General features: G+C 66.0%; 15 protein-coding genes. 11 read left to right on the plus strand and 4 right to left on the minus strand.

Going from position 1 to position 15,999, the window contains the following annotated elements; translation table 11 throughout:
* Window position 1: 1 nt before the first annotated feature.
* Together lptG and SCH01S_RS08670 are read left to right on the plus strand one after the other, a co-directional pair.
* Complete coding sequence (gene lptG, locus SCH01S_RS08665) at window positions 2–1,096, plus strand: LPS export ABC transporter permease LptG (RefSeq protein ID WP_046348407.1); 1,095 nt, start codon at window positions 2–4, stop codon at window positions 1,094–1,096.
* On the plus strand, window positions 1,093–2,607 hold the full coding sequence (locus SCH01S_RS08670; protein WP_046348408.1) for a lipopolysaccharide biosynthesis protein: 1,515 nt from the start codon (window positions 1,093–1,095) through the stop codon (window positions 2,605–2,607). Before lptG ends, SCH01S_RS08670 begins: the two co-directional genes overlap by 4 nt.
* Here the strand turns inward: SCH01S_RS08670 and SCH01S_RS08675 are convergent.
* Window positions 2,597–3,694 (minus strand): fatty acid desaturase family protein, encoded by a 1,098-nt coding sequence (locus tag SCH01S_RS08675; RefSeq protein WP_046348457.1) that lies wholly within the window; start codon window positions 3,692–3,694, stop codon window positions 2,597–2,599. The genes SCH01S_RS08670 and SCH01S_RS08675 overlap by 11 nt on opposite strands.
* 88 nt (window positions 3,695–3,782) lie before the next feature.
* Between SCH01S_RS08675 and SCH01S_RS08680 the strand changes: the two genes are divergently transcribed.
* The 4 genes from SCH01S_RS08680 (at window position 3,783) to SCH01S_RS08695 (ending at window position 10,002) form a co-directional block, all read left to right on the plus strand.
* Window positions 3,783–4,934: a GNAT family N-acetyltransferase gene (locus SCH01S_RS08680; RefSeq protein WP_046348409.1), complete on the plus strand. Its 1,152-nt coding sequence runs from the start codon at window positions 3,783–3,785 to the stop codon at window positions 4,932–4,934.
* 338 nt (window positions 4,935–5,272) lie between these two features.
* On the plus strand, window positions 5,273–7,792 hold the full coding sequence (locus tag SCH01S_RS08685; RefSeq protein WP_046348410.1) for an Rne/Rng family ribonuclease: 2,520 nt from the start codon (window positions 5,273–5,275) through the stop codon (window positions 7,790–7,792).
* 129 nt (window positions 7,793–7,921) lie between these two features.
* Window positions 7,922–9,301, plus strand: coding sequence for a M48 family metalloprotease (locus SCH01S_RS08690; protein WP_046348411.1), 1,380 nt, complete (start codon window positions 7,922–7,924; stop codon window positions 9,299–9,301).
* Entirely contained in the window at window positions 9,298–10,002 is a 705-nt protein-coding gene (locus SCH01S_RS08695; RefSeq protein ID WP_046348412.1) for a DsbA family protein, read from the plus strand. The genes SCH01S_RS08690 and SCH01S_RS08695 overlap by 4 nt, the downstream gene beginning before the upstream one ends.
* A 48-nt stretch (window positions 10,003–10,050) precedes the next feature.
* Here SCH01S_RS08695 and SCH01S_RS08700 read toward each other — a convergent pair whose 3' ends face one another.
* The 3 genes from SCH01S_RS08700 to SCH01S_RS08710 form a co-directional block, all read right to left on the minus strand.
* Complete coding sequence (locus SCH01S_RS08700) at window positions 10,051–10,950, minus strand: OmpA family protein (protein ID WP_046348413.1); 900 nt, start codon at window positions 10,948–10,950, stop codon at window positions 10,051–10,053.
* 205 nt (window positions 10,951–11,155) lie between these two features.
* Window positions 11,156–11,818, minus strand: a complete 663-nt coding sequence (locus SCH01S_RS08705; protein WP_046348414.1) for an RlmE family RNA methyltransferase — start codon at window positions 11,816–11,818, stop codon at window positions 11,156–11,158.
* Window positions 11,815–12,822 carry a Ppx/GppA phosphatase family protein gene (locus SCH01S_RS08710; RefSeq protein ID WP_046348458.1) on the minus strand — a complete coding sequence of 336 codons (1,008 nt, stop codon included), beginning with the start codon at window positions 12,820–12,822 and terminating at the stop codon, window positions 11,815–11,817. Before SCH01S_RS08710 ends, SCH01S_RS08705 begins: the two co-directional genes overlap by 4 nt.
* A gap of 280 nt (window positions 12,823–13,102) precedes the next feature.
* On the opposite strand from SCH01S_RS08710, the gene SCH01S_RS08715 reads away from it, so the two are divergent.
* The 5 genes from SCH01S_RS08715 (at window position 13,103) to SCH01S_RS08735 (ending at window position 15,970) form a co-directional block, all read left to right on the plus strand.
* A complete protein-coding gene (locus SCH01S_RS08715) occupies window positions 13,103–13,681 on the plus strand; it encodes an outer membrane protein (protein WP_046348459.1) in 579 nt (192 codons plus the stop codon).
* A gap of 145 nt (window positions 13,682–13,826) precedes the next feature.
* Complete coding sequence (gene dnaN / locus SCH01S_RS08720) at window positions 13,827–14,939, plus strand: DNA polymerase III subunit beta (protein WP_046348415.1); 1,113 nt, start codon at window positions 13,827–13,829, stop codon at window positions 14,937–14,939.
* Window positions 14,940–14,985: 46 nt separating this feature from the next.
* On the plus strand, window positions 14,986–15,261 hold the full coding sequence (locus SCH01S_RS08725) for a type II toxin-antitoxin system RelE/ParE family toxin (protein ID WP_046348416.1): 276 nt from the start codon (window positions 14,986–14,988) through the stop codon (window positions 15,259–15,261).
* Complete coding sequence (locus tag SCH01S_RS08730; protein ID WP_046348417.1) at window positions 15,261–15,563, plus strand: HigA family addiction module antitoxin; 303 nt, start codon at window positions 15,261–15,263, stop codon at window positions 15,561–15,563. Before SCH01S_RS08725 ends, SCH01S_RS08730 begins: the two co-directional genes overlap by 1 nt.
* Before the next feature lie 113 nt (window positions 15,564–15,676).
* The gene (locus SCH01S_RS08735; RefSeq protein WP_157032867.1) at window positions 15,677–15,970 is read left to right on the plus strand and encodes a hypothetical protein; all 294 of its coding nucleotides are present in this window, start codon (window positions 15,677–15,679) and stop codon (window positions 15,968–15,970) included.
* Window positions 15,971–15,999 lie beyond the last annotated feature (29 nt).

A 15,999-nucleotide genomic window follows, 5' to 3' on the forward strand; every position in this document is an offset into this window, starting at 1 on the left:
GATGCAGCTGCAATTCTTCCCGTCCCGCACGGTCACCGTCTACACCGCGCGGATGTTTCTGGTGCGCTCCTTCGCGGTGCTCGCCGGGCTGGTGCTGATCCTGACCACGCTCGACCTGCTGGGCGAATCCGACAAGATCTTCGCCTATCCGGGCAATGGCGAGGCGCAGCTATGGACCTATGTCGGGCTGCGCGTTCCTCAGATCATCTCGACCTTCCTGAAATTCTCGGTGCTGCTGGGCACGCTGATCACGCTCGCGACGCTCAACCAGAACAGCGAAGTGATCTCGATGAAGGCCTCGGGCCTGTCGGCGCACCAGATCCTGGCGCCCCTGATCATCGCCGGCCTGTTCGTCGCGGCCCTGTCCTTCACCTTCAACGAACGCGTGGTCGCGCGCTCGACCGCGACGCTGAGCGCCTGGCAAAAGGCCGATTACGGGCCGATCCCGAAAGATAGCGCCGTCCAATCGAACCTCTGGGTGCGGAACGGCGAAGACCTGATCCGCGCTGCCCGCGCGGTCGGACGCGGCCCGGACACGCGGCTGGAAGGGGTCTCGATCTACGACCGTACCGGCAACACGCTGTCGCAGATCATCGAGGCGAAGGAAGGTCGCTATGTCGGCGGCGCATGGCGGCTGACCGACGCCACCCGCTTCGACGTGGCGACGGGCACGGAGACGAAGCTCGGCACGATCGCGATTGCGCGGGGCGTCAGCCCTGACCGGTTCACGCTTGCGAACGTCGACCCGGACGGCTTGTCTTTCTTCGAGCTGCGTCAGGCGATCGGTGACCTGAAGGCGGCCGGGCGGCCGACCAAATCGCTGGAGGCGAGCCTTTGGCACAAGCTGTCCGGCCCGCTTTCCGCCGTGCTGATGCCGCTGCTGGGTGCGGTCGCGGGCTTCGGCCTCGCGCGGTCGGGCAAGATGTTCCTGCGCGCCGTCATCGGCATGGCGCTCGGCTTCACCTATTTCGTCGCCGATAATTTCGCGCTGGCGATGGGCAATCTCGGTGCCTACCCGCCCCTGCTCGCCGCCTGGGCGCCGTTCCTCCTGTTCCTGCTGATCGGCGAAACGGTGCTGGTGCGGACCGAGGAGTGATCGGACCCGTCAGCCAACGCGAGGTGGCCCGCGGCGCCGGCCTGGCCGCGCTGTCCCGACTTGGCGCGCTGATCGAAGTCGTCGCCCAGCCGGCCTACACCTGGCTGTTCGGAATCGCGACCTACGGCATCTACACGGTGCTGTGGGCGGTGGTCAGCATCGCCGAGAACTTCGTCGATCTGTCGATGACGCAGGCGCTGCAGCGAATCGTGCCCACCGAGAGCGAGCATGACGCGCACGCCGCCGTTCGCTTCGCGCTGCTCGCCGCCGTGGTGCCCGCGGCCCTGCTCGCGCTCGGCGCGACACTGTTCGCGGAGCCGCTGGCGGGGCTGTTGTCGGCGGCGGCGCGCGACCGGGCCCAATTGCCGACCGCGATCGCGATCTTTGCCTGGGCGCTTCCCTTGTGGACGTTCGTCGAGGTGGCGACCTCGGCCGCGCGGGCACGCCGCGCGTTCGGGCCGGAGATCCGGCTGCGGATTTTTTGGGAGCAGGTGGCGCGGCTCGTCTTCGCGGTCGGCTTCTTCGCGCTTGGCGCCCACAGCCTCGGCCTGCTGCTCGCGCACTTGGCGTCGCTGTTCCTGACCGCGGTGCTCGCGGCGCGGCTGCTCGGCCGCTATTACGATTCGCGGCTGCTGCTGACGGCCAGGGCCTCGCCCGCGGTCCGGCGGGAGCTGCTGAAGACCGGCGTCGCGCTCCTGCCCTCCGCGATCAGCCGGCGGCTGTTCATCGACCTGCCGGCAGTCCTGCTGAACCTCTCCTTTCCTGGCGCCAATGGCGCCACCGCAGCGGGCCTGTTCGGTATCGCCCGCAAGGTCTCGACGGTGCCGCTGATCGTGCGCCAGGCCTTTCAATACGTGCTCGCGCCGCTGGCGGCCGCGCAGGCCGCGCACAACCGCGCGGGCGTGGCCGAACTGTACGGCTTTGCGACGCGGCTTTCGATCGCCTTCGTCGTGCCCTTGTCGGCGCTGCTGATGCTGACGGCATCCGACATATTGAGCGCCTTCGCGCCCGCCGCCGCCGCGGCGCTGCCGCTGCTCGTAATCCTGGTGCTCGGCCGTGCCGCCGAGGCGGTCGTCGGACCTGCGACCCCGGTCATCGAAATGACCGGCCACCGCATTCTTCCGCTGCTGAACAGCGCGATCGGGCTCGGCGCGTGGGGGCTGCTCGGCGCCTGGCTGGTGCCCGCCTATGGCGCGACCGGCATGGCCTGGGCCGTCAGCGCCGGCACCGTGCTGATCGCCTGGGCCGCGACGCTGGAGCTGCGCATTGCCGACGGGCTGGTCGCCTTCGATCGGCCCGCGACAACGGCGCTGCTGGTCGCCTTGATCGCGTCCGCAGTGCTGTGGGCGGCCGGAGAGGCGCTGACGTCCTTCGGCGCCCCGGTGCGCGCGATATCGCTGCTGCTGCTATTCCTGCCGCTGCAGTGGATGCTGCTGCGCTTCGGCCTGCCGCTGATGGATCGTCAGGCGCTGGGAAAAGCCGCGCGTAAGCTGCGCCTGGTCAGCGCCTGACGCCTCGCGTCATGGAGCTTCGCGCGATCTTTCCCATCAGTCCCGGCAAGCCCTTATAGTTCGCCTTGAAATAGGGCGATGCGGGGTCGAGCACGGCCGACAGCCGGCGATGGGCGATGCCCAGATTGTGATACGGCACGCTCGGCAGCAGATGGTGCAGCGCGTGATACCGCAGCCCCACCGGTGCCCACAAGCCGGGCAGCAGCGTCGGCGGCGGCACGTTGACGCTGTCGAGATATTGGGCGGTGACGGTCATCGCCTCGCCCTCATTCTCCCACAGATGCGCGACGAGTGTCCGCACCTGGTTGAGCACGGCAACGGCCGAGGCGATGCCCATCATGATCAGGAAGGCGCGGAGCGGCAGGACGCCGGTCGCGACCAGCATTACTAGCGCGATCGCCCACACGCTCGCAGCCACTTCCAGCTTCGTCCAAAGCGCCTTCGCCTCGCCTTCGGCCGGGCGGCGGCGGAACTCCGGATTGATCACCAGCCCGGAATAGCGAGCAACCACCGCTTCGCGCAGCTTCGGCGACAGCAGCGATAGCGGCGCCAGCACCGCATAGCGGATGATGAGGCCGACCGGCGCCAGCGCCGCGATCAGGATAAAGGCCGGCAGGGTCCAGGGCTTCATCAGCGCCAGCGGCAGATATTCGGGATCGTCGGAAGTGCCGTAGCGCGTCTTCGCGTGATGGAGATTGTGCACGCCTTCATACATGAACGACGGCACCAGCATCGGCACGCCGATCAGCGCGTTCCACGCGGCGCGGAAGCCGGGCAAGGTCGAATGCTTCATATGCGTAAGCTCGTGGATGAAGCTCTCCGCCCGATAAAGCGCCAGAACGCTGACGGCGGCAAATGCCAGCGCCCAACCGAGCGAGCCGGCCAGGATCGTCGCGATCAGCGCCGCGTAGCCGATGACCGCCGAGGTGAGGAAATCGGCCCAGTAAATGCGCGGGTTGGCCGCGCTCAGCTCGCGCGTCAGCTCGGCCGCAGCCTTCAGCAGCGCGGTGTCGTCGGCAACGCGCCGCCTGGGCGCGGGCGCTTCGGCTCCGGCGGCAGGCGCGTCAAAGGTCAGAGTCGTCGTCATCGGCTGGGCCATTTGCCGAACATAGTGGCGGCAGCGTGGCAAACAAAGGACTGGCGCGCGGCGTATTCCCGCGTCAGTTAGGCGGCCCATGTCAGACCTTCAGATCGTGCCCGTCAACGACCAGGCCGGGCGCCGCGCCTTTGTCGATTATGCGTTCAGCCATTACGCGAACGATCCCAATTGGGTGCCGCCGCTGAAGGGCGAAGCGGTCGGCATGATCACACCGGGCAAGAATGCGTGGCTCACCCATGCCGACCAGCAGCTGTTCCTGGCGAAGCGCGATGGGAAGGTGGTCGGTCGCATTTCCGCCCATATCGACCGGCTCGCGCTCGAGCAGCCGCCGGAGCAGGGTTTCGGCCCGGGCACCGGCTTCTGGGGCTATTTCGATGCCGCCGACGAGGCGACCGGCAAAGCGCTGATCGCGAGCGCCGAGGAATGGCTTCGATCCAAAGGCATGACGCGCGCCATCGGGCCGGTCAGCGCCTCGATCTGGGAAGAGCCGGGGCTGCTGATCCAGGGTCACGACCATCCGCCGACGGTGATGATGGGCCATCAGGACGCGCGCTATCAGGCGTGGATCGAAGGACTCGGCTACACGAAGGCCAAGGACGTCTTCACCTATGATCTGGACGTGACCCACGGCTTTCCGCCGCTGGTGAATCGTATCGTCGAGATGGGCGAGAAGAATGCCCGCATCAACATTCGCAAGGTCGACAAGTCGAAGTTCGACCGCGAGGCGGCGATCATCCTCGGCATCCTGAACGATGCCTGGTCCGACAATTGGGGGTTCGTGCCCCTGACTGATCCGGAGGTCGAGGAAGTCGGCAAGAAGCTGAAGCCGATCGTGTTCGAAGACCTGATCTACATCGCCGAGGTGGAGGGCGAGCCGGTCGCCTTCATGATCACCCTCCCCGATCTGAACGAGCCGCTGAAGCCGCTGAAGGGCTCGTTGCTGCCGTTCGGCTGGGCGAAGCTGCTGCTGTGGCTGCGCAAGCCCAGAGCGCGGACGATGCGGGTGCCGCTGATGGGCGTGGTCAAGCGGCTCCAGGCCTCCCGTCTTGCCAGCCAGCTGGCTTTCATGATGATCGAATATTCGCGTCGCGCCGCCGTCGCCCGCTACGGCGCCCAGCGCGGCGAGATCGGCTGGATTCTCGAGGACAATCAGGGAATGGTCGCGATCGCCGACACGATCGAGAGCAAGGTCAACAAGCTTTATCGGATCTACGAAAAGCAGCTGTAACTTGCCCCCGACTCGCTCCAATGCTAGCAGTCGCCCGCCGAGCACCTATGTAGGTATCGGCGCGATTTGATCGGCCGCTTGACCGCCGATCCCGCAGGTTGATGTTGCAATGAGGCATTCTTTCCGTGTCCCGCATCGTACGGCTGAGGCCGGCGATTGCGCCTCGCGGACCTTTGGCCCGGGACTTTCTCCCCGGCATGCCCCTGCGACAGAAGCGTTTTTTATCTCGTCAACACCATTGGCGGAGGGGTGGCCTGAGGCCGCGCCTTCGCCCCCAATCACAGATTGCGCAGCCGCACGTTGCTCGTGGAGCCGCGGCCGCGCCCGGAGAATAATAAATGACAACGCGCATGCTGATCGACGCGCGCCACCGGGAAGAGACCCGGGTGGCCGTCGTCAAGGGAAACCGCATCGAGGAGTTTGATTTCGAATCTGCCGAGCGGAAGCAGCTCAAAGGGAATATCTATCTCGCGAAAGTGACCAGGGTCGAACCGTCGCTCCAGGCGGCGTTCGTCGACTATGGCGGCAACCGCCACGGCTTCCTGGCCTTCAGCGAAATCCATCCCGACTATTACCAGATCCCCAAGGAAGACCGCGAGGCCCTGCTCCGCGAGGAAGCCGAGCACGCCGAAGAGGAGGAACGGCTCCGCGCCCGGGAGGAAGCCGAGGAGGAGCGCACCGAGCCGTCCGATTCCGATGAGGAAACGGGCGAGGAAGGCGACGAGGCGCCCCGCGCCGAATCGGTCGACGGCAACAGCAACGGCTCGCATGACGACGCCGTCGAATCCTTGCGCGAACGCCGCATGCGTCTGCGCCGCCGCTACAAGATCCAGGACGTGATCCGCCGGCGCCAGGTGCTGCTGGTCCAGGTCGTCAAGGAAGAGCGCGGCAACAAGGGCGCGGCGCTGACCACCTATCTGTCGCTCGCCGGCCGCTATTGCGTGTTGATGCCCAACACCGCGCAGGGCGGCGGCATTTCGCGGAAAATCTCCAACGCTGCCGACCGCAAGCGGCTGAAGTCGATCATGGCAGAGCTGAAGCTGCCGCGCACGATGGGCTGTATCGTCCGGACCGCGGGGCTCCAGCGCACCAAGACCGAGATCAAGCGCGATTTCGACTATCTCGCGCGGCTGTGGGACACGATCCGCGAGAACACGCTCGGCGCCTCTGCGCCGGCGCTGATCTATGGCGACAGCGACCTGATCAAGCGCGCAATCCGCGACATCTACAATCGCGACATCGACGAAGTGATCGTCGAGGGTGAGGAAGGCTATCGCGCCGCGCGCTCGTTCATGAAGCTGCTGATGCCCAGCCATGTGCGCCGCATCCAGGGCTATTCGGACCCGGTGCCGCTGTTCCAGCGGTTCGGCGTCGAGGATCAGCTGTCGCAGATGTACCAGCCGGTCGTGCAGCTGAAATCGGGTGGCTATCTGGTCATCAACCCGACCGAGGCGCTCGTCTCGATCGACATCAACTCCGGCCGCTCGACCCGCGAACACGGCATCGAGCAGACCGCCGTCGCGACCAACCTTGAAGCGGCGCAGGAAATCGCGCGCCAGCTACGGCTGCGCGACATGGCCGGGCTGGTCGTGATCGACTTTATCGACATGGAGAACGGCTCCAACGTCCGGAAGGTCGAGAAGGCTATGAAGGCCGCGCTCGCCAACGATCGCGCGCGCATTCAGGTCGGCCGCATTTCCAGCTTCGGTCTGATGGAGATGAGCCGCCAGCGGCTGCGCACCGGCGTGCTCGAAGCGTCGACGCGCCCCTGCCCCCATTGCGAAGGCTCGGGCTTCGTCCGCACGGCTTCGTCGGCGGGCCTGTCGGCGCTCAGGCTGCTCGAGGACGAGGCCGCACGCGGCCGCGGCTCGCAGCTGCTGCTCCGCGCCAGCCAGGAAGCCGCCTTCTATGTGCTGAACCACAAGCGCGCCGAGCTTGCCGAGATCGAGGATCGCTACGGCGTCCGCATCGAGGTCGCGCATTCCGGCGAGATCGAGGGCGCGCGCATGGCGGTCGAGGCGAGCGGCCCGCCGCCGGCCCACGCGCCGCGCTTCGAGCCGCCGCAGATCGCGTTCGACGAAGACGAGCCGATCGTCGAGGAAGACGAAGAGGAAGAAGTCGAGGAGCGCGTCGAGCGCGGCCCGCGCGAGGACCGCGCCGAGGGCGAAGGCGGACGCCGCCGGCGCCGCCGTCGCCGCGGCAAGCGCGATCGCGATCACGACGCCGAGCCGCAGGCGGGCGAGCCTGAAATGGAGGCGATCGAGGCCGAGGACACGGTCGAGGAGCCGGGCACCGTCGAAGCCGCCGAGCAGCGCGAGGACGCCGAAGGACGGCGCCGTCGTGGACGCCGTGGCCGCCGGGGCGGTCGTCGTCGGCGTGGCGGTGAAGAACAGGTCGCGGTCGGGGCCGATGTGACGGAAGCAGAGCCGGTCACGGCCGAGGCACCCGTTGAAGCGGCACCCGAGCCGGAACCCGCGGCCGAGGAAGCGCCGAAGCGCCGCCGCTCGCGCCGCAAGGCCGAGGAGCCGGCCGAAGTGTCGGCCGCCCCGGAGGTCGAGGCACCTGCGCCCGAAGCCGAAGCGAAGCCCCGGCGCGGCCGTCGTCCCAAGGCTGAGGCAGTTGAACCTGTTGCGCTGGAGCAGCCCGCTCCGGAAGCAGAAGCCAAGCCCAAGCGCACCCGACGCAAGAAGGCCGATGCCGCACCGGCGGAGGAGCCCGGTACTGCCGAGCCGGTCGCGATCGAGACAGCGCCCGAGCCGCAAGCGGCTCCTGCCGTCGAGACGGTGCCGGCAGAGGCCGCCAACGACCAGCCGGCCCGCAAGGGCTGGTGGCAGCGGACGATCACGGGAAAATTCTGACGGCCCTTTCCCCGTCATTCCCGCGGAAGCGCGATCCCCGACACAAAGCGGGATTCCCGCTTTGGCGGGAATGACGGGTAAGAGTATGACTTCACCGCAGGTTCAGCCGGTTGCGGAGATGGCACGCGCATGAGGCCTAGAGCACAGCTTCTGATCCGCGCGCTGTTCGCGCTGCTGGTCTCGTTCGCGGTGCTCGTCCGCCCGGTCGCCGCGCAATCGGTGCTGCGCGATGCCGAAACCGAAGCCTGGCTGCAGGATATTTCGCGGCCGCTGGTGATCGCGGCCGGCCTCGATCCGAAGAACGTCCAGATCGTGCTGCTGCTCGACAAGAGCATCAACGCGTTCGTGGCCGGCGGCCAGATCGTCTACATCCACTCGGGCACGCTGACCGCGGCTGACAATACGGACATGGTCCAGGGCGTGATCGCGCACGAGATCGGCCACATCACCGGCGGCCATATCGTTCGCCTTGCCGAAGGCGCGAAAGCGGCGACCGGCGTGATGCTGCTGTCGCTGCTCCTGGGCGCCGCGGCGATCGCGGCCGGTGCGGGCGACGCCGGCGCGGGCGTGCTGATGGCCGGGCAGCAAGCGGCCATGGGCAAGTTCCTTGCCTTCACCCGCGTCCAGGAATCGAGCGCCGACGCCGCCGGCGCGTCGTTCCTCGACAAGGCCGGCATCAGCGGCAAGGGCATGATCGCGTTCTTCAAGAAGCTGCAGAACCAGTCGCTCCGCTACGGCTACAATCCGAAGGATTCCTACGATCAGACCCACCCGCTCGACCGCGAGCGCGTGACGACGCTGACCGATACGCTGGAAGCGTCCAAATCGTGGAACGCCAAGACCGATCCGGCGCTCGACGCGCGCTTCGCCCGGATCAAGGCGAAGCTCAACGGCTATGTCCTCGATCCGCCGCAGGTGATGCGGCAATATCCCGAGACCGACCAGAGTGTCCCGGCGCATTATGCCCGGGCCTATGCCTGGCATCGCTCCGCCTATCCCGACCAGGCGCTGAAGGAAGCCGATGCGCTGCTCGCGACGGCGCCGCACGATCCCTATTTCCTGGAGCTCAAGGGCCAGATCCTGCTTGAATCGGGCAAGCCCGCCGAGGCGCTGCCGGAGCTTCGCGAAGCCACCCAGCTGACCAACTTCAACCCGCTGATCACCTCCCTGTTCGGCCACGCGCTGATTGCGACCGAGGATCCGAAGAACTTCCCCGAGGCCGAGCGCGTGCTCAAATCGGCGGTGGCCAAGGACAATCAGAACCCGTTCGCCTGGTACCAGCTTGGCGTCGTCTACGATCGCAAGGGCGATCAGGCGCGCGCTGCCTTGGCCAGCGCCGAACGCTACAATCTCGAAGGCAATCCGAAGCTGGCCTATGTGAACGCAAAAATGGCAATGGCCGGCATTCCGCGCGGCTCCCCCGATTGGGTACGCGCGCAGGACATCTACATGGTCTCCGAGCCCGAGATCAAAAAGAAGAAGAAAAACAAAGAGGAAAGCGATCAATGAGGCGCTGGTTGCCCTATGCAGGCGTTGCGCTGCTCTCCGGCGTGGTGGCATCGCTCGGCACGGCGGCCGCGCTGCAAAGTCGCGACGGCGAGGGCGTGCGCGCCTATCTGCTCCAGAATCCCGAAGTGCTTCAGGAAGCGATGGACCGGCTGCGGCTGAAGCAGGTTGCCGCCCAGATCGAACCCTATCGCCGCCAGATCGAGACGCCCTTTGCCGGCGCATGGATCGGCGCGAAGGACGGCGACGTTACCCTGGTCCAGTTCTTCGACTATGCCTGCGGCTATTGCAAAGCCAGCCTGCCCGATGTGCAGCGGCTGGTGCGTGAGGACCCGAAGGTGAAGGTCGTGTTCCGCGAGCTGCCGATCCTCAGTCGCGAGAGTGAGGTCGCCGCGCGCGCCAGTCTCGCCGCGGCCGAGCAGGGCCGTTTCGAGGTCTTCCACGATGCGATGTACGCCGCCGGCCGGCCGAGTCCGGAGACGATCGCCGCCGCCGCGCGCAAAGCTGGGCTGGACCAGACGAAGCTCCAGACGGCCATGAACACGCCGCGCGCAGAGCAGGAACTTGGCAAAAATATCGAGCTCGCCCGCACCTTGGGATTTACCGGCACCCCCAGCTGGGTGGTCGGCAACCAGGTGCTGAGCGGCGCCGTCGGCTACGACGCGCTGAAGAAAGCTGTCGAGGCGGCGCGCGCGACGTCATAGCTGACGCCAGCGCGGAAGGCGGGGTGGGCAAAGCCCACCCCGTTCGTCTCACAGGCCGTCAACGGCCTTGCTGACCAGGATATTGACCGCAACGCGGCGATTCTGCGCCTTGCCGTCGACGGTATCATTGCTTGCCGCCGGGTCCGCTTCGGCCATCCCGGTGGGGGTCAGCATGCGATACGGTTTCCAGCCGCACGCCTGCTGAAGATAATTGACGACGCTGCCGGCGCGCTTTTCGCTCAGCCGCTGGTTGAACTCCTGGCTGCCGGTGGAATCGGTGTAACCGACGACAAGCAGCAGGGCGTTATCCATCCCCTGGGCTTGGGCCGCCGTGGCGCAAAGATCATTCTTCGCCTGGGCAGACAGCGCCGCCTTGCCAGTGTCGAAGTTCACGTTCGTCGTGCTTTTGACGTTGTACTGATCGATGTCACCCATGCGGCCACGCAGCGCCTCTGTAGCCGCCGCATTCTGTGCGATCGCCGCACCTTGCTCACCGAAGCGCTGCTGGGTGCCGTTGCGGATCATCGACGCGGTCTTCAGGTCCTTGTTCTTGAGGTCGATCTCGCTCGCCACAAGCCGACCGCCGCCTTGCAATGTCTCGACGCTGACCGGCAGGCCGTTAAGCAGCGAATCCGCGGCAAGCTTGCTGCGGCTGAGACCCAGAAATCCCCCGCTGGCCTTGATCCGGGTCGCATCGTTGATCGCGATGACCGTGTTGGCGCCATTGGCGGTCGTGACTTGCACGCTGTTGCCGGTGCGCGCGGAGATGATGCCTTCGACGTCAGGTCCCTTGGTCATTTCCGCCGCTTCGGGCGGAGCGGAACCATAGACGGTCACCGGGTCGGCGCCCGGCAGGTCCTGCGGTTGCTGAGCGAAGCTGACCGACGCGGGCCCGACAAGCGTGGCAAGCAGCAAGAGAGTTTTTGGGTTTTTGGAAAAGACATTCATTGCGCGACTCCTTCAAACTCGGCGTGCCGGGTCTGCGTGATCGCAGCTACTCGTCCGGCCGCGGCCTTTGATCACGCATCCCGACCTTTCGCGCAGATGAACGCTCCCGGTGCGTCCATAACCGTCCGGTTAATTCGAGCGAATCGTGAGGCGAGCCGATGCAGACGCCCGCAAGCCAACTGGCGTCGTTCTTTCGCGGATGCAGCTATCCGGTGGGTGCGCCTTTGAAGCCCTGCGCGATCACGTACCATTCCGACGATTCCTTGCGGCTCGCCGGGGGCTTGGCGTGCTTGACCGTCATGAAATGCTTTTTCAGCAGCGCGACCAGATCGTTGTCCGCACCTCCGGCCAGCACCTTGGCGATGAAGCTGCCGCCGGGCCGGAGCGTCTCGATCGCGAACCAGGCGGCGCTTTCGACCAGCGCCATCGTGCGCAGATGATCGGTCTGCGCGTGGCCGACCGTGTTCGCGGCCATGTCCGACATCACCAGGTCCGCGGGACCGCCCAGCGCGTCGCGCAGCCTGTCCGGCGCAGCGTCGTCGGTGAAATCCATCTGGAACAGGGTGACGCCCTCGATCGGATCGGTCGGCAGCAGGTCGATGCCGACGATCGCCGCATCGCGGTGCCGCTTCTTCGCGACCTGCGCCCAGCCGCCGGGCGCGACGCCCAGGTCGACGATCCGCTTCGCGCCCTTCAGGATGCCGAACCGCTCGTCCAGTTCGATCAGCTTATAGGCCGCGCGCGAGCGATAGCCTTCCGCCTTCGCCCGCTTCACATAGGGGTCGTTCAGCTGCCGCTCGAGCCAGCGTGTCGACGCGGCGGTGCGGTTGCGCGCGGTCTTGACCCGCTGCCGTCCGGTGCCCCTCATTCGAAGCCGTCGCGCGCCATCAGCGTGCGCAATATGCCTTCGCGTATGCCGCGATCGGCGACGCCGAGCCGTTCGGCCGGAAAGATGTCGAGGATCGATTCAAGGATCGCGCAGCCGGCGACGACCAGGTCGGCCCGTTCCTGCCCGATGCACGGCAGCTCGACCCGCTCCGCGTGCGACATGCCCGAGAGCATCTGGCTGACGCCGCGCATCGAATCGGCCGGCACGATCAGCCCGTCGACGGCGCTGCGGTCATAGCTCGGCAGCCCGAGATGAACGCTGGCGAGCGTCGTGACCGTGCCGCTGGTGCCGAGCAGCCGCAGATGCTCGCGCGCGCTCTGCGGCAGCCGCGCGGCAAAGGCGGCGAAGCTGTCGGAGACCCGTGCGCGCATGCGCCGGTAGATGTCCAGCCGCCCCTCCAGGGTCGAGACGTCGCCCGGTTCCACCTCGGTCAGCGAGACGACGCCCCAGGGCGCGCTGTACCAATCGAGCGTGCGCGGCAGCCGGCCACGCGTGTCCACCAGCACCAGCTCGGTCGATCCGCCGCCGATATCGAAGATCAGGGCCGGACCGTCACCTTCCTCGAGCAGCACATGGCAGCCCATCACCGCCAGCCGCGCTTCCTCCTCGGCCGGGATGATGTCGATCATGATCCCGGTCTCGCGTTGCACCCGCTCGACGAAGGCGGCGCCGTTGGCGGCGCGGCGGCACGCCTCGGTCGCCACGGACCGGCAGATATGAACGTGGCGGCGGCGCAGCTTGTCGGCGCAGATGCGGAGCGCGGAGACCGCCCGGTCCATCGCAGCGTCGCTCAAGCGCCCGGTCGCGGCCAGTCCTTCGCCGAGCCGCACGATTCGCGAAAAGGCATCGACGATCACGAAGCCGTTCGAGGACGGCCGCGCGATCAGCAGCCTGCAATTATTGGTGCCAAGGTCGAGCGCGCCATAGGTACGACGCTGCGGCGTCGAGGCCGGAGCATAGGGGGCCGTCCGCGCCCGGGACATATCGGGCTGCAGCGGCAGGGGCGAAACATCCGCCATTGCTGCCGTCACTCTATCATTCTCCGGACGGATGATACCGCCGGTACTTGAGGACGCTTCTACATGGCCAGGGGCCGGCGGGCAAGCGACTGTGGCGGATTTGCCACAGCCCGGCTTGTTGTCTGACGTTCATGTTTCGTTGTCGCAGGTTCAGCCGTTCAGGCCCATCTGGCGGCTCTCGTTCCGGCACCCCCTTCGCGCCGGACGGGACGAAACCAGAAGATGTACGAGTGGAGTGAACAACATGAAGAAGATTCTGATCGCGGCCCTGTTCGGCGCTGCTGCGGCGACGCCGGCCCTGGCACAGAACGCGGCCCCCTTCACCGGCTTCCGCGTGGAAGGCCTGGCCGGGTACGATCACCTAAAGGGCAATGGCGGCGGACGTGACGGCGTCGCCTATGGCGTCGGCGCCGGCTACGATTTCCAGCTCGGCGGCATGGTCGCCGGCGTGGAAGGTGAGTGGATGGATTCCAACACCGACGGCTGCAAAAACAGCTTCATCACCGCGACCGACACCGTCTGCGCGACCGCCAAGCGCGATCTTTACGTAGGCGGCCGGGTCGGCGCGGCGGTGACGCCGAGCACGCTGATTTATGCCAAGGCCGGCTACACCAATGCGCGCGTCGGCGTGAACTACACCGATCCGGCCACCCCGGCGAACAACTTCTCGACCCGGAATAACCTGGACGGCGTGCGCGTCGGTGCAGGCATCGAGCAGAAGCTTGGCACCAACCTCTATGCCAAGGCCGAGTATCGTTATTCGAACTACGAGGCCGGCGTTTCGCGCCACCAGGTGCTGGGCGGGGTCGGTATCCGCTTCTAAGCCTGCGCTCTCCTAAGAGAGGGCTGTGGAAAACAGGGGTCGGGGCGCTTGCTCCGGCCCCTTTTTTTGTCCAGTAAATCCGGTGAACCGGGGCGCTTTCGCCCCTCTCAACAGGCTTTGAGGGCGCATCCGCCCGGGGGGACCCATGAAGGCGACGATCGAACGGGCAACGCTGCTGCGAAGCCTGGCCCATGTCCAGTCGGTGGTCGAGCGGCGCAACACGATCCCGATCCTGTCAAACGTGCTGATCGACGCATCGGCCGAAGGTGGCATCCGCCTGATGGCGACCGACCTCGACCTGCAGATCGTCGAGACGATCGAGGCCGCGGTCGACCAGCCAGGCGCGACCACCGTTTCCGCGCACACGCTGTTCGACATCGTCCGAAAGCTGCCCGAAGGCAGCCAGGTCCAGCTCTCGGCCGCCGAGGGCAAGATGGCGATCAACGCGGGCCGCGCGCGCTTCAGCCTGCAGACGCTGCCGCGCGATGATTTCCCGATCATCGCCGAGGGCGAGCTGCCGACGAAGTTCGAGCTGCCCGCCGCGACGCTGCGCCAGATCATCGACAAGACGCGTTTCGCGATCTCGACCGAGGAAACGCGTTACTATCTGAACGGCATTTTCTTCCACGTCTCCGATGACGCGCAGCCGGTGCTGAAGGCGGCGGCGACCGACGGCCACCGTCTCGCCCGCGTCACGGTGCAGCGCCCTGAAGGCGCGGAAGGCATGCCCGACGTGATCGTGCCGCGCAAATGCGTGGCGGAGCTGCGCAAGTTGCTGGAGGAAGTCGACGGCACCGTGTCCGTTTCGCTGTCGGGCACCAAAGTGCGTTTCGATCTCGGCGCGGCGATCCTGACGTCTAAGCTGATCGACGGCACTTTCCCCGACTATAGCCGCGTAATTCCGACGGGGAACGACAAGCTGCTGAAGCTCGACCCCAAGAGCTTCATGGAAGGGGTTGACCGCGTCTCGACGATCGCCAGTGAAAAGACCCGGGCGGTTAAGATGGCGCTCGACCGCGACAAGATCACGCTGTCGGTCACCAGCCCGGAAAACGGCACCGCTTCCGAGGAAGTGCCTGGCCACTATGCCGCCCAGGCGTTCGAGATCGGCTTCAACGCGCGTTACCTAATGGACATCCTCCACCAGATCGACGGCGACCTGGTCGAAGTCCACCTCGCCGACGCCGCCGCGCCGACCCTGATCCGCGAGAATGACAATGCGCCCGCCCTCTATGTGCTGATGCCGATGCGGGTGTGAGCGGCTGTAAGCTGAAGGTTGACAGTTGTAAGCCGATAACTTACATATGATCCGCTCGTTTCGCAGCAAGGCGCTGAAGTTGTTCGCGGAGACCGGAAACCCTTCGAAGCTGCCGGTGCAAAATCCGGCACGGGTTCGCCTCATTCTGGCGGCGCTTGAGTCGGCATCGGAGCCTGAGCGGATGAACTTGCCAGGTTTGCGGTTTCACGGATTGCATGGAAATCCGAAGCGGTACGCCGTGGACGCGAGCGGAAACTACCGTGTCACGTTCGGTTTTGACGGCAAGGACGCTGTGCAAGTCGACATCGAGGATTATCATTGATGACTCTCCTACGAGGGCTACCGCCAACGCATCCCGGCGAACTGCTGCGGGAAGTGGTCCTGCCGGCTATCGGCAAGCCGAAGACGGAGATTGCGCGCGCTTTGGGCGTGTCGCGGCATACGCTTTACGAGCTGTTGGGCGAGCGGCAGCCGGTGACTCCGCAGATGGCGCTTCGCGTGGGAAAGCTTTGCGGAAACGGGGCGGAGTTTTGGCTGCGGATGCAGGCCAACTATGATCTGGCGGTCACTGCACCGGCGATGGCCGAAGAGTTGGAGCGGATTCCGACGTTGGAGGCGGCTTAGCCGGCGCCTGCTACGTCGGTGATCGGCCTGTTACGGACATTAGCGCCTTACTCACCTGTTGGCGGCGCACGTCCGGTACAGCTGGACACGAATAGAAGCCCGTGGAGAAGTAAATGATGCGTCCATGGCCAGTCGTGGCCTTAGCGCTAGTTGCGTGCGGCAATGGGCAAGCAGACCGCCCGCCCGCGACCGAGGTGATTGTACAGCAGTTCATGGCGAGCCCGCAGCCGCCGGCTCCGACGGCGGAACTTGCCGCGCAGCTCAAGTTTCTGGACGAGTGCACAGTCAAGCTCATTCGCGAGAGCGACATAACCTATGACACTCCGCAGGACGCCATCACCCAAAAGATTCTCGGGTTTATGAATCAATGTTCGGATGAAAACGACCGGCGTCTCAAGAGCAAATAACCAACCATTTGACGTTGAGTCTCCAAAGC

Origin of the sequence: Sphingomonas changbaiensis NBRC 104936, from assembly GCF_000974765.1 — a bacterium.
GTDB lineage: Bacteria > Pseudomonadota > Alphaproteobacteria > Sphingomonadales > Sphingomonadaceae > Sphingomonas_B > Sphingomonas_B changbaiensis.

Coding starts and splice junctions, on each gene's coding strand:
- lptG (WP_046348407.1), top strand. CDS start 2: ATGCAGCTGCAATTCTTCCCGTCCCGCACGGTCACCGTCTACACCGCG.
- SCH01S_RS08675 (WP_046348457.1), bottom strand. CDS start 3,694: ATGACGACGACTCTGACCTTTGACGCGCCTGCCGCCGGAGCCGAAGCG.
- SCH01S_RS08680 (WP_046348409.1), top strand. CDS start 3,783: ATGTCAGACCTTCAGATCGTGCCCGTCAACGACCAGGCCGGGCGCCGC.
- SCH01S_RS08685 (WP_046348410.1), top strand. CDS start 5,273: ATGACAACGCGCATGCTGATCGACGCGCGCCACCGGGAAGAGACCCGG.
- SCH01S_RS08690 (WP_046348411.1), top strand. CDS start 7,922: ATGAGGCCTAGAGCACAGCTTCTGATCCGCGCGCTGTTCGCGCTGCTG.
- SCH01S_RS08695 (WP_046348412.1), top strand. CDS start 9,298: ATGAGGCGCTGGTTGCCCTATGCAGGCGTTGCGCTGCTCTCCGGCGTG.
- SCH01S_RS08700 (WP_046348413.1), bottom strand. CDS start 10,950: ATGAATGTCTTTTCCAAAAACCCAAAAACTCTCTTGCTGCTTGCCACG.
- SCH01S_RS08705 (WP_046348414.1), bottom strand. CDS start 11,818: ATGAGGGGCACCGGACGGCAGCGGGTCAAGACCGCGCGCAACCGCACC.
- SCH01S_RS08710 (WP_046348458.1), bottom strand. CDS start 12,822: ATGTCCCGGGCGCGGACGGCCCCCTATGCTCCGGCCTCGACGCCGCAG.
- SCH01S_RS08715 (WP_046348459.1), top strand. CDS start 13,103: ATGAAGAAGATTCTGATCGCGGCCCTGTTCGGCGCTGCTGCGGCGACG.
- dnaN (WP_046348415.1), top strand. CDS start 13,827: ATGAAGGCGACGATCGAACGGGCAACGCTGCTGCGAAGCCTGGCCCAT.
- SCH01S_RS08725 (WP_046348416.1), top strand. CDS start 14,986: ATGATCCGCTCGTTTCGCAGCAAGGCGCTGAAGTTGTTCGCGGAGACC.
- SCH01S_RS08730 (WP_046348417.1), top strand. CDS start 15,261: ATGACTCTCCTACGAGGGCTACCGCCAACGCATCCCGGCGAACTGCTG.
- SCH01S_RS08735 (WP_157032867.1), top strand. CDS start 15,677: ATGATGCGTCCATGGCCAGTCGTGGCCTTAGCGCTAGTTGCGTGCGGC.